This is a genomic window from Rossellomorea aquimaris (assembly GCF_008180865.1).
Taxonomy (GTDB): domain Bacteria; phylum Bacillota; class Bacilli; order Bacillales; family Bacillaceae_B; genus Rossellomorea; species Rossellomorea yichunensis.
Map to the genome: position 1 here is coordinate 1 of NZ_VTEX01000010.1, position 13,120 is coordinate 13,120.

At 42.9% G+C, this 13,120-nt stretch carries 8 protein-coding genes, 1 rRNA gene and 2 riboswitches; all 9 genes read right to left on the minus strand.

The window, feature by feature from the left end; all coding sequences use genetic code 11:
• A 16S ribosomal RNA gene (locus tag FZC88_RS23340) occupies positions 1-195 on the minus strand; the annotation flags it as partial.
• A 512-nt stretch (positions 196-707) separates the two neighbouring features.
• Complete coding sequence (gene ptsG, locus FZC88_RS23345; RefSeq protein WP_148971353.1) at positions 708-2,783, minus strand: glucose-specific PTS transporter subunit IIBC; 2,076 nt, start codon at positions 2,781-2,783, stop codon at positions 708-710.
• Positions 2,784-2,964: 181 nt separating this feature from the next.
• Positions 2,965-3,807 (minus strand): glucose PTS transporter transcription antiterminator GlcT, encoded by an 843-nt coding sequence (gene glcT, locus FZC88_RS23350; RefSeq protein ID WP_148971352.1) that lies wholly within the window; start codon positions 3,805-3,807, stop codon positions 2,965-2,967.
• A gap of 208 nt (positions 3,808-4,015) precedes the next feature.
• Positions 4,016-5,350 (minus strand): NCS2 family permease, encoded by a 1,335-nt coding sequence (locus FZC88_RS23355; RefSeq protein WP_148971351.1) that lies wholly within the window; start codon positions 5,348-5,350, stop codon positions 4,016-4,018.
• A gap of 127 nt (positions 5,351-5,477) precedes the next feature.
• Positions 5,478-5,579, minus strand: a riboswitch (purine riboswitch).
• Positions 5,580-5,775: 196 nt separating this feature from the next.
• The gene (gene guaA, locus FZC88_RS23360; protein ID WP_148996602.1) at positions 5,776-7,329 is read right to left on the minus strand and encodes a glutamine-hydrolyzing GMP synthase; all 1,554 of its coding nucleotides are present in this window, start codon (positions 7,327-7,329) and stop codon (positions 5,776-5,778) included.
• A gap of 146 nt (positions 7,330-7,475) precedes the next feature.
• Positions 7,476-7,577, minus strand: a riboswitch (purine riboswitch).
• A 40-nt stretch (positions 7,578-7,617) separates the two neighbouring features.
• Positions 7,618-9,828: a transglutaminase TgpA family protein gene (locus tag FZC88_RS23365; RefSeq protein WP_148996603.1), complete on the minus strand. Its 2,211-nt coding sequence runs from the start codon at positions 9,826-9,828 to the stop codon at positions 7,618-7,620.
• Complete coding sequence (locus FZC88_RS23370; protein ID WP_148996604.1) at positions 9,825-11,042, minus strand: DUF58 domain-containing protein; 1,218 nt, start codon at positions 11,040-11,042, stop codon at positions 9,825-9,827. Before FZC88_RS23370 ends, FZC88_RS23365 begins: the two co-directional genes overlap by 4 nt.
• Position 11,043: 1 nt before the next feature.
• Positions 11,044-12,000 (minus strand): AAA family ATPase, encoded by a 957-nt coding sequence (locus FZC88_RS23375; protein WP_148996605.1) that lies wholly within the window; start codon positions 11,998-12,000, stop codon positions 11,044-11,046.
• A 224-nt stretch (positions 12,001-12,224) separates the two neighbouring features.
• On the minus strand, positions 12,225-13,052 hold the full coding sequence (gene nadE / locus FZC88_RS23380; RefSeq protein WP_148971346.1) for an ammonia-dependent NAD(+) synthetase: 828 nt from the start codon (positions 13,050-13,052) through the stop codon (positions 12,225-12,227).
• Positions 13,053-13,120 lie beyond the last annotated feature (68 nt).

A 13,120-nucleotide genomic window follows, 5' to 3' on the forward strand; every position in this document is an offset into this window, starting at 1 on the left:
CATGCGAGGAAATGAGTTATCCGGTATTAGCCCCGGTTTCCCGGAGTTATCCCAGTCTTACAGGCAGGTTACCCACGTGTTACTCACCCGTCCGCCGCTGACTGATGGGAGCAAGCTCCCATCAATCCGCTCGACTTGCATGTATTAGGCACGCCGCCAGCGTTCGTCCTGAGCCAGGATCAAACTCTCCGATAAAAGTTTGAATAGCTCTTTAAAAATAAATCTAGAATTAACGTTGACGTATTGTCTTGTTTTGTTCAGTTTTCAAGGTTCAATGTGTATGTGCTTCGTTTGAAGCGACTTGACCATCATATCAAGAATGCAGTGTGTTTGTCAACAACTTTTTTCAGGATGTTTTCGATACCAGTTTGAAGTTGTTATGTACCCGCTGCTCTCTTGCGACGGTTTTTAAAGTATATCAATCTATTAGATATACGTCAATACTTTTAAGAGAGTTTTTAGAAAAACTTTTAGAATTACTACTTTCTTTTACTCTCTCCAATGATTACACCCTCTAAAACACAGGTTAGACCCTTATATTCGAGACTCTAAAACCTCTCAACCAAAGCCTTCTATCTCTTCCTACTATCTATATAGTAGAAACTATACTTATACTTGTTTCATTCCCTCTATTACATTTTCCAAACTAACAAAAAAACCATTTTCATTCTCCTCAAGAGAGAATGAAAATGGAGTTTAATTATTCTTTAGTCGATCTTGATGATATTTTCGTCGTTACGGTTTACTTTACCTGACTTCTCGATTGTTACTTGTTGACCTTCTTTAAGGTTCGTGAAGACAATCGGTGTCATAATAGAAGGAGCGTTTGCTTTGATGTAGTCAAGATCCACTTCCAGTAATGGTTGACCCGCTTCTACCTGGTCTCCCTCTTTTACGAGCGCTTCGAATCCTTTACCTTCTAATTTAACCGTATCGATCCCAACATGGATCAGAACTTCACGGCCTGCTTTGGACTCTAGTCCAATGGCATGCTTCGTCGGGAATACGTTTACGACTTTACCTGTGATAGGTGAAACGATGGTTCCTTCTGTCGGTACGATCGCGAAACCGTCACCCATCATTTTCCCTGAGAATACCTGATCAGGAACTTCCGTGATGTCTTTGATTTCTCCAGTGATAGGGGCTACGAATTTTTCGTTCTTTTGTTCTTCAGTTGTCTGAAGTGCCTCTGGGTTCACTTCTTCAATTTGTTGCTCAACTTCTTCATTTGCGTTTGTTTCTACTCTGCGTGGAGCTTTCCCACGGATGATGTCTTGCATTTGTGATTTGATCGTATCTGACTTAGGTCCGAATATCGCTTGAATGTTGTCTCCGACTTCAAGGACTCCTGAAGCACCTAATTTTTTCAGGCGGTTCTTATCGACACTTTTTACATCATTAACAGAAACACGAAGACGAGTGATACATGCGTCTAAGTGAGCGATGTTTTCTTGTCCACCCATTGCTTCCAGGATATTGTATGGAAGGTCTCCAGCTGAACTTGCCGGTGATCCATCGTCATCTTCGTCTACATCTTCACGACCAGGAGTCATAAGATTGAACTTACGGATAGCGAAACGGAATCCGAAGTAGTAAATGACAGCAAATACTGCCCCTACCGGAATAACGATCCATGCGTTTGTTTGTGGGTTGATCAATCCGAACAGGATGTAGTCAATTAAACCACCTGAGAATGTCATACCGATCTTAACGTCTAATAGATGCATGGTTAAGAAAGATAAACCTGCAAAGATTGTATGGATACCAAAAAGTACTGGTGCTACGAATAAGAATGAGAATTCGATTGGTTCTGTGATACCTGTTAAGAAAGATGTTAAAGCTGCCGAGCCCATGATACCTGCCACAACTGCTTTTCTTTCAGGTTTTGCTTCATGGTAGATCGCTAATGCCGCTGCCGGAAGACCGAACATCATGAATGGGAATTTACCAGTCATGAAGGTACCTGCAGTCAGATCTTGTACTCCATCTTGAATCTGCTTCATGAAGATCGCCTGGTCTCCACGAACAATATTTCCTGCTTCTGAAGTATACGAGCCGAACTCGAACCAGAAAGGTGAATAGAAAATATGGTGAAGTCCAAATGGTATAAGAGCACGTTCGATGACACCGAATATGAATGCAGCAAATGCTCTGTTTTCACCAAGCATAAAGTTAGAGAATGAATTAAGGCCATTTTGGATCGGTGGCCAGATTAATAACATTAATAGTCCTAGTACAACAGCAGAAGCTGCCGTTGCGATTGGAACAAATCGTTTACCCGCGAAGAATCCCAGATATGAAGGGAGTTCGATTTGGAAGAAACGATTATACATTGCCGCCGCGAGTATCCCGACGATAATACCACCGAATACCCCGGTTTGAAGTGTAGGAATCCCGAGAACAAGTGCGTATGCAGGATCTACACCATCACCTGTTACATCCCCGATTCCCAGTCCTTCAACTGTTCCCATTGTTACGTTCATAATCAAGAAACCAACGATAGCTGCTAAACCAGCGACCCCTTCCCCACCAGCTAAACCGATGGCTACACCCACTGCGAATAACAGGGCTAAGTTTCCGAAGATAATTCCACCTGCTTGTTCCATGACACTTGCGACCATTTCAACGCCGCCGTTTGAAAGGAATGGAGCAATTTCTAATAACGTCGGGTTTTGCAGTGCATTACCGAATGCAAGCAATAATCCCGCTGCTGGTAAGATAGCTACAGGCAGCATAAGAGCTTTACCGACTTTTTGTAAAACGCCAAAAGCCTTTTTAAACATGAAGTTTCCTCCTTTTATTTCGTTCATTTTTCCAACTAATTAGATGATGATTGCAAACAAAAAAGGCATGAGAAAAGAGGATAATGAACGTATAAGGATAGACTACCCCAAATTATACGTTTCAATCATCTTCTTCACTCATGCCTGATCGTATCAGTAACACGTAAGAAAGATAAGTACTTTATTTAACTTTACTCTGAATACGCTGCAAGTGCATAGTTAAATATACAGCCTCTGCATCGTAGACGGGTTTTTGCAATGTTTGCTGCATCATCTTGATCAGCTTCCAAGATAAATTATAGCAGAGAGGGTATTCCTCTTTCAACAGTTTTGCAATTTTTTCTGGTTCTTCTACGCGTTCTTCCCTAAGTACCCGCTCTATTGTATATCGAATGTGGCGCACGAGCCTCATATAATCGACGCTTTCCTTATTAATTTTCACATCCAGTTGTTGTTCGATCATCCCGGTCAGGCGACCAATCAACTGGGAGTGTTGATTCACTTCAGACAGATCCTTGTTCATCATGGCGCTATGGATATGAAGGGCAATAAATCCCACTTCCCCTTCCGGCAAATGAACATCGGTCATTTCATTGATCATGCCCACCACTTCTCTGGCAATTTCGTATTCGAATGGATACAGCGTCCTCGTTTCTACCAGAAACGGATTGCGGATCTCCATTCCTCTCATCAATCGGTTGATAGCAAAAAGGATATGGTCGGTCAGGGCGATGTGAATATGCTCATTTAGAAAAGAGTTGGTTCTTTTTCTGATTAATTCGATGGCAGAAATGATGACGTTCGACATATCATCATTTAAGAAAGGAAGAAGGTTTTTGTACTGCTCCTGTTCTTTCTCTCCTTTTAATACAAACATCTTTTCTGCAATATCATTCTGAATGGGGTCCCCTTTTTTACGGTTGAACCCTATCCCTTTCCCGATCAGCACGACTTCACCGTAACTCTCGTGATTTGCAATTAATACATTGTTATTCAACGCTTTCTTCACATTTAAAGTAGACATCGTCATTCTCCCTATAATTTCGACCAATTTCGACACTATCCGATTCCATGATTTTAACGAAAACCTATCCTTTTTTCAATTCATATTTCCCGTATACGTATATCTTCTCTAGTCCTCCCCCCGTTTCCTCTATTTATGTTTCACTCTTTTCCGTTTAAAAATAACAAAAAGCTGATCTCCGAGAGACCAGCTTAAAGATTTTTATGTTTTAAACTAAGAATATAAAATACATAACGAAGATGACAAACAAGAAATACATGATCGGATGGATTTCCTTTACGCGACCTTTCATGATCATCGTAATAGGGTAAAAGATAAATCCGATGGCGATACCTGTCGCGATGCTGTACGTTAATGGCATGGCTACGATCGTTAAGAATGCTGGTACAGCTACCTCAAACTTCTTCCAATCAATTTCTCCCAGGGATGAAACCATAAGCACCCCTACAATGATCAGTGCCGGTGCTGTAACTGCCGAAGTTATGACGGCAAGCAGCGGGAAGAAGAAAATCGAGAGTAAGAATAAGACTGCCGTTACCACTGACGCAAATCCGGTTCTCGCTCCTGCCGCTACACCTGCAGAAGATTCGATATAAGACGTGGTTGTCGAAGTCCCTAAGATGGCCCCTACCACTGTTGCACAGGAATCGGCGAATAAAGCTTTACCTGCACGTGGTAATTTATTTTCCTTCATTAATCCTGCTTGATTGGCAACTGCTACAAGGGTACCTGCCGTATCGAAGAAATCAACGAATAAGAATGTCAGAATCACAACAAGCATTTGTATCGTAAAAATACTGCCCGCATCATTGAATAAAGGATCTAAAGCTGCTCCAAACGTAGGAGCAAGACTTGGTGCTGCGTCTACTACTTTTTCCGGCGTGTCGATCAATCCAACGACCATTCCGACGATTGCCGTTACAACCATCCCGATGAATATACCGCCTTTAACGCCTCTTGTCATCAGAATGACGGTAATGATGATTCCGAAAATGGCGAGAAGAGTCGAGCCATTTGTTAAATCTCCAAGACCCACTAATACTGCATCATTGTTCACAATGATTCCTGCATTTTGAAATCCGATAAAGGTAATGAAAAGTCCAATACCCGCTCCTACTGCATATTTTAATTCCGCCGGGATTGAGTTAATGATTTTTTCACGAATACCCGACAGTGTGAGGATGATGAAAATCAATCCTGAAATTAACACACCAGTTAATGCCGATTGCCACGGTACACCCATTGTCAATACTACTGTGTATGCGAAGAATGCGTTTAATCCCATACCGGGTGCTAGGGCTATTGGATATTTTGCAATGAGCCCCATGATCAAGGAACCAATGGCAGCCGCTAAAGCCGTAGCGACGAATACTGCACCGTAATCCATTCTCATGCTATCCGGAAGATCCGGTACCGATTGAAGGGTTAACGTCAATGGATTGACGATCAGGATATAAGCCATAGAAAGAAACGTCGTTAATCCCCCGATGATTTCCCTTCTATAAGTCGTTCCTAACTGGTCAAACTGAAAGAAATTTTTCATTCTTGTACTCCTCCTATAGAGTCGCCGCAGAATTCAGCATTTCAATAAAAAAGCCTCGAACTACCAGAGTTCAAGGCTTTGACTGTTAAGATCATGATGAATAGGTCAATGGTGAATTGTTCAACAGTCCTATTCTCAATCACCTCGTAGTCAAGCCATTTACGGTAGCTTGGTAGAAACGCTCGGGCCTTATTCCCGAAATTATACGACGTAATACTTTTATAATGTTTTATTATGATTACAGTACTATTGTACCAACTCAAAACATGACCGTCAACACAAAATACGAACATTATTTATTAAATTTTATATTAATGTTCGCTTTATACACAAAATGACAGGCACTCCCGTTTTTTGTCGAATTCTAAGAATCGACCTTCGACGGGAAGTGCCTGTCACCTATCTGTACAAGAATCTATAAGTTTCTATTCCCACTCAATCGTTGCAGGTGGCTTACTCGTCACATCATACACAACGCGGTTGATATGATCGACTTCGTTTACGATACGTGTTGAGATTTTCTCCAATACATCCCAAGGAATACGGGCCCAGTCGGAAGTCATACCGTCAATGGATGTCACCGCACGGATTCCGATCGTATAGTCATACGTTCTGGCATCCCCCATCACTCCGACGCTTCGGATGTCAGGCAGAACCGTGAAGTATTGCCAAATGTCACGATCAAGTCCGGCTTTCTTGATTTCATCACGCAGAATGTAATCAGATTCACGAACGATCTCAAGTTTCTGCTCAGAAATTTCACCGAGCACACGAATTCCAAGACCCGGTCCCGGGAATGGTTGACGCCATACGATTTCATCAGGAATACCCATTTCAGATCCTAATGCACGCACTTCATCTTTGAATAATGTGTTCAATGGCTCAATAAGTGTGAACTGCATGTCTTCAGGCAGTCCACCAACATTGTGGTGAGATTTGATCGTCTGAGCAGTGGCTGTTCCACTTTCAATGATGTCTGTATATAAAGTACCTTGTGCAAGATACTCGATACCTTTAAGCTTAGTCGCTTCATCATCAAACACGTAAATAAATTCATTCCCGATGATTTTACGTTTTTGCTCAGGGTCAGAAACACCTTTTAATTTATTTAAGAAACGGTCTTGAGCATCCACTTTAATGACGTTCATGTTAAAACCGTCAGAGAAAGTTTTCATGACGCTGTCTGCTTCACCTTTTCGAAGAAGGCCGTGATCAACGAAAATACATGTTAATTGATCACCGATTGCTTTATGGATCAACACTGCAACAACAGAAGAATCCACTCCTCCGCTTAATGCGCAAAGGACTTTTTTGTCACCGACTGTTTGACGGATCTTGTCCATTTCCATTTCAATGAAGTTCTCCATGGACCAGTCACCTGCACACCCACACACGTCGAATACGAAGTTTTTCAGCATTTCATTTCCGTGCACAGAGTGACGTACTTCAGGATGGAATTGAACGGCATATAATCCTTTTTCCTCGTTACTCATGGAAGCAATCGGGCAAGAAGGGTTCGTCGCGTTTACATCAAAGCCTGCAGGAGCTTCCACTACAAGATCTCCATGACTCATCCATACGACTTGCTCTTCAGGCAGGTTGGAGAATAACTTAGATTGTTTTTCAATATTGATGGCCGCTTTTCCGTACTCACGGTGCTTTGCGCGTTCCACTTTTCCACCGAAGTGCATAGTCATAAGCTGCATACCGTAGCAAATTCCCAAAATAGGAATATCCAAATCAAAGATGCGCTCATCGCAACGGAATGAGTCTTCACCGTAGACACTGTTCGGTCCCCCGGAGAATATGATCCCGGTTGGATTTATTTCCTGAATTTCTTCAAGGGTAACTGTATGCGGGTGGAGCTCACTATAAACACCGAACTCACGAATTCTTCGGGTGATTAATTGATTGTATTGACTTCCAAAGTCCAAAACGACGATCATTTCTTGATTGTGCAATTCTTCTTTACCAAGCATTCAGTTCACCTCATCAGTTTTTTATGGGTCAGGACGTACTCCATCCTTATAGTACTTGTTGTTGTTAGCATTCCTAAAAAAATAAAAAAAACCAGACTTCGCCTTAAAAAAAGGCAGAATTCTAGTTTTTTGCATACAGGGATGTCAAATTAGAACACTGCCTTCATAGTCCAGTCATTTAAGGTGACCGGGTAGATACTTTCGAACCGTATTATCGAGGATATACGAAGGATGCTAACGAACGTTATTATGAATTTGACATCATTTTATACCTTGTTTTCAAAAGGGTCAACCAGTTGTCCTTTTAATTAAATTTTCCCATAATTCCCTCATCTTCTGCCAATCTTCTTCCCCTTGCCTCTGACCATATAAAATACGTTCATAATTATTGGTCAGGCTCGTCATTTCATGGGTACCAAAGAATGAGTCAATATATCGCGAATAGCCCCTTAATGTTTGTCCGTCATCCATTTTCAGTCCATATCTTTCAAGCTGTTTAATTAAAGAAAGATAGGCTTCGGAAAACGCGCCATCTGATGATTTTCTTCGATAATAGAGTATCAGGACATACGGCATCCACCGTCTTCTTACGATGTACAAAGCAATTCCCATGATAAGCAAGAGCATGAATCCCATGACAAGCTTGCCCCAGTTTTCCACAAAGAATGTTTGAATATCATCCCAAAGCTTTGACAGAGAAAAACCACTTCCAGCCGCTTTTGAATCATCTTCTTCAGGTTGAATCGGCTGTTTCGGTGTTTCCTCTTTCTCAGGAACAGGAACTTCGTTGTTATCCGAATCAGGTACATCCAGGTCATATTGATACGATACGTTATTACTGAATCCAACAGTAGGCTCGAACGGCACCCATCCTACTTCCGGGAAGAATACCTCCACCCAGGAGTGAGCATTATTATTGGAAATTTCATAAAGCTTATACATCGTATCCACTTGTCTACTGTATTCCCCTTCTGTATATCCCTTTGCCCATCTTGCCGGGATTCCAAGTGCCCGGACTAACACGACCATGGAAGTGGAGAAGTTATCACAGTACCCTCTCTGGGTTTCAAATAGGAACTGATCGACGTAATCCTGCCCTTCCTCAGGCACCGGCACGTCAAATTGGTCGTACACGTAAGCTTCTTTCGAAAAATAGTTTTCGATCGCCCTGACTTTGTCATACCAATTATCTTCTTCCGATGTAATCTCAAAAGCCAGGTCCTTCACACGCTGGGGAGTCGTTTCCGGAAGTTGTGTATAGCGGTCAACAAAATCAGGAGTCTGCATGATTTCCTGATTTTCGTTCGCTGCTTTCATCTTCTTCTGAGAATAGGAAGGTGAGCGGTAGGAAAGTTCATACTCTTCTAGTTTAATGGTTTCGTCTTCCCCTTCATAACTTGTAACCTTTTCGTTTACGGGATCAAAGGAGAAATAGCCTTCTTCATTTCCGATTATTCTTTCTATCCCATACGGATAGACAACATGGGAATAGGTTCGTTCCACCATTACCTTCTCTGTTTCCACTTCCCGCTCTCCATCCGGTTCGTTGGTTGTGAAGGGAACCACTTCTTCTGAATCAAAAGTGGTGGCAGACTGCTGGTCATCAGGAATGGATTGCTCCCAGCCCTTGCCTGTATATAGATCTTTCGTTTCAATTCTCCAGTAGTGTTCTCTCGTTACTTCAGCATTAAAAATGACAGTAGGATCACCGACAAAGGGTCCCCCAAGCTGAGAATCATCTGCATCATAACCTACTTTGTTCACGCCACTGCCACCGGCTCCTTCCGCAAAGGATTGAATATAAGGCACCGGGTCCGGCCAGATGGGATCTGCCTTAGGGGCTGCAAAAGCAACAACTGAACTCACCCCAAGCATAACCGTAAGCGGTACAATCCAGCGGTGCCTGCTCATCTTGGATCCAAGAAGGTTCTCCCGTTGAACCAAACGTTCGAGAGCCAACAATCCCATTAACAGAAAGCCGAAAATGACGACCCGGATAATCGCCCGATCCCCTTCATAAATCGTGAACGTATCTATCAGACAAATATAGGTCACGGTCATCACATAAAAGAGGAGAATCGTCTTCCTGACCGATAACCAGTAATAAAGCAAATACGTCATCAGCCATAGTAAAACAAAGAACAATAAGCTTCTGTACTCGAACGAAAGACTTGGCCATTCACGCCCGACTGTCAAACCGATATTCAGCCACAGGTCTTGACCAAACTTCTCTAACCATGTAAAGGTGAAAAACGAACCTGAATAATACAATCCATGTAACGCAAACAAAATAAAGAATAGCTTAACTGTCGCTGTCAGGAAATAGTGAATCCTGAAATAAGACAGGACAAGTGATAAAGCAATAAATACCACAAAATACGTCAAACTCCCTGTATCCGTCACCACCTGAAGGGGCTTCAGCCATTCCCATAACAGCAGAAACCCAAACAAGTAAATCATAATCGTAAAGAATCGGTGTTTAGGTGTTTCATGACTCATGCTCGTTTCACCTCCATAAAGGCAGAAGAGAAGTCACCTTCAAAGCATACCTTCAGTCGAATACCACGGGACGAGGCGTAAGCTTTCAACGATTTCTCCTCGGCCGTATAGGCTTCCCCTATTCGCTTCACCAAAAAAATCACGACCGAACTGTTCCTCTTTGCATACTGATTCACACTCATGATCATCTTTTTTGAAACTGACGAAGTGACAAACAGCACAGCTGCAGATTGGGAGTAATTCAACCCTTCCCCCTGGAGTACTTTTCCTAAAGCGTAAGGGCTGTCCTGTCTGACTTTCGCCAGATGATAGAATAGCTGACTTTGATGTTCTTCACCGCCGCGAATCGGAAAAGATACATGATCTTCCCCAATCGAGACAAGTCCAACCTGCGCCCCTTTTTTCAAAATGGAACGTATCATCGAAGCGGACAATGTCACCATCGATTCAAAGGCAGGAGAGTCCTCCCGATCCAATACGATCAGCACATCGTGGGATTGACGTTCCTCAAACTCCTTCGTCATCAGCTCATTGGTTCTGGCAAATGTCTTCCAATGGATCCACGAGAAACGATCCCCCGGTTGATAATCACGTATACCCGTTGCCATCGTCGTGTCCTTCTGAATCTTCACATTTGAAGTGGTCATCCCTTGATCATAGCGATTTTCCAGGGGCCTGTAGGGAACATCCACGAAAGCAGGATATACAAGAAGCTTATTGATACAATCGATGGATGCTTCCTTTTCAAATATGCCGAAGAAATCGCCGGCACGGAGTCGGACAGCAGAGAAAACATGCTCTCCACGGGGCAATTCTTCTATGTAATACGTGAGCTTGATCCGTTTTCTGAACCCGGGGTGAATCATCGCTTTCGCCTTTTGAAAACCGGAATGGTGAAAAACGGAATCTGTTACCACATCCTCTAACAACATATAAAATAAAGGAAATGGAATCTTTCGTGAAAGGGTAATCGTCACCTTTAACTCATCCCCCGCTTTGTACTCACTTGATTCGAAACTCCTCTCTACATAAAACTCAGAAAGAGGATATAAGAATACAGAAGCAGCATAAAGGGCGAATGGCAGAAAGCTATAGAATAAAAACCAGCTCACAAATCCACCCTGGAACATCGCGTAAGAAAACGAGATCCCCACTAAAATGAGCAGCAGAAGAAACTTCCCCAATGGTTTAAGAAATTGAAGTTTCGTCTTCATCCTATCTCACAAGCCTTTGTACGGGAACAGGGATACGCGCCATCACTCTTTCCACTACTTCTTCCGGAGTGATACCTTCATATCTCGCTTCAGATTTCATGATGATCCTGTGAGAGAAAACAAAAGGTGCCAAGTATTGAACATCATCGGGAACCACATAATCCCTGCCCCTTAAAAAGGCATAAGCCTGACATGCTTTCATCAACGCAATGGATCCACGTGGACTCGCTCCCAGGTAAACATTGGCATGAATCCTTGTACGATTCGCAATTTCCACAATGTACTTCTTGATCGTGTCATCGACCAATACATCCTTCACTTCCCCTTGAATATATCTCAATTCCTCCAAGGTCATTACAGACTCCAACTCATCGATCGGAGGGTTTTTCTGAGCCCGATGAAGAACCTCCATCTCTTCTTCCGGTTCAGGATACCCCATTTTCATCTTTAATAAGAAGCGGTCAAGCTGCGCTTCCGGTAGTGGATAGGTCCCTTCATACTCAATCGGATTCTGGGTCGCCATAACGAAGAAAGGTTTATCAAGCTGCCTCGTCATTCCATCGATCGTCACGCTGCTCTCTTCCATGCCCTCAAGTAGTGCGGACTGGGTCTTAGGTGACGTACGGTTAATTTCATCCGCGAGAATGATGTTCCCCATGATAGGACCAGGCCTGAATGTGAATTCCATTTCCTTCGGGTTATAAATCGACACACCTATTACATCTGAAGGCAATAAATCCGGTGTGAACTGAATACGTTTAAAGCTCGCCCCCACCGACTTCGCCAGTGCACGAACCATCATCGTTTTCCCCACACCGGGAACGTCCTCAAGCAACACATGCCCGCCGGCCAAAAGTGAAACGACACTCAGTTCCGCTACCTTCCTCTTTCCAATCATGACTTTTTCTATATTATCAATGATACTTTGCAGCTTCGGGTTTATCATTTCATGTGACATCTTACCCCTCCTGGATACATCAATATCGTCCTTAACTATTATTACTTTCGTTTAAAAAGTCGAAAATCCTCTATAAAATGGCAAATTAATATAGAAATTTTAGGGATTTGGTAGGATATAAGTACTCGTGGGTCTGTCACAGTCCGTTATTGTCGAATGATAAAATACGTAGACAAATGAAAAAGCCAACCCCGCACATGCTGAGAGTTGGCTTCATTCCATTCTTATTTCCAAAAATCATCAAACACCGTTACGGGCAGATGACGTTTATGTTGTGTTTTCAAGTAATGACCTTCGATCGCTTTCTTTGCCTCAAGAGGCACTTCTTTTCCTTCCAGATAATCGTCCAGCTGGTCGTATGTGACGCCAAGGGCTTCTTCATCCGGAAGTTGCGGACGGTCTTCCTCAAGGTCTGCCGTTGGTTTCTTATTGTATAAGTGTTCCGGACAGCCAAGTTCCATTAAGAGCTTCTTCCCTTGCCGTTTATTCAGACGGAAAAGGGGAACGAGGTCCGCGGCTCCATCACCGTACTTCGTATAAAAGCCGGTAACCGCTTCAGCAGAATGATCGGTACCAAGGACAACACCATTCTTCATGGCAGCAATGGCGAATTGAACTTTCATCCGTTCTCGTGCCTTTTCGTTTCCTTTGACAAAGTCGGAAAGCTCGATTCCGTTTTTCTTCAGAGTTTCTACGCTGGCATCGACTGCCGGCTGGACATTAACCGTCAAAGAAACGGACGGGTTAATGAATTCCACTGCATCAATGGCGTCCTCGGCATCTCCCTGCTCACCGTAGGGCAGCCTCACTGCGTAAAAAGCATAATCCGATGAACTTGTTTCCTCGTTCATCTCGTTGATTGCCATCTGTGCAAGTTTTCCTAATAAAGTGGAATCCTGACCACCTGAAATGCCAAGGACCAAGCTTTTCAAAAATGAATGCTTTTTCAAGTACGATTTCATAAAATCAACACTGCGACGTATTTCTTCCTGCGGGTTGATTTCCGGGGACACCATCATTTCTTCTACAATTTGTTTTTGAAGGGAATCCATGTTTTCACACTCCATTTAGGTTTTATCAGTATTTCGGATCTGATTAATTTACCCATCTTTTATCGGGA

Coding starts and splice junctions, on each gene's coding strand:
- FZC88_RS23355 (WP_148971351.1), bottom strand. CDS start 5,350: ATGAAAAATTTCTTTCAGTTTGACCAGTTAGGAACGACTTATAGAAGG.
- ptsG (WP_148971353.1), bottom strand. CDS start 2,783: ATGTTTAAAAAGGCTTTTGGCGTTTTACAAAAAGTCGGTAAAGCTCTT.
- glcT (WP_148971352.1), bottom strand. CDS start 3,807: ATGTCTACTTTAAATGTGAAGAAAGCGTTGAATAACAATGTATTAATT.
- FZC88_RS23365 (WP_148996603.1), bottom strand. CDS start 9,828: ATGAGTCATGAAACACCTAAACACCGATTCTTTACGATTATGATTTAC.
- FZC88_RS23375 (WP_148996605.1), bottom strand. CDS start 12,000: ATGTCACATGAAATGATAAACCCGAAGCTGCAAAGTATCATTGATAAT.
- guaA (WP_148996602.1), bottom strand. CDS start 7,329: ATGCTTGGTAAAGAAGAATTGCACAATCAAGAAATGATCGTCGTTTTG.
- FZC88_RS23370 (WP_148996604.1), bottom strand. CDS start 11,042: ATGAAGACGAAACTTCAATTTCTTAAACCATTGGGGAAGTTTCTTCTG.
- nadE (WP_148971346.1), bottom strand. CDS start 13,052: ATGGATTCCCTTCAAAAACAAATTGTAGAAGAAATGATGGTGTCCCCG.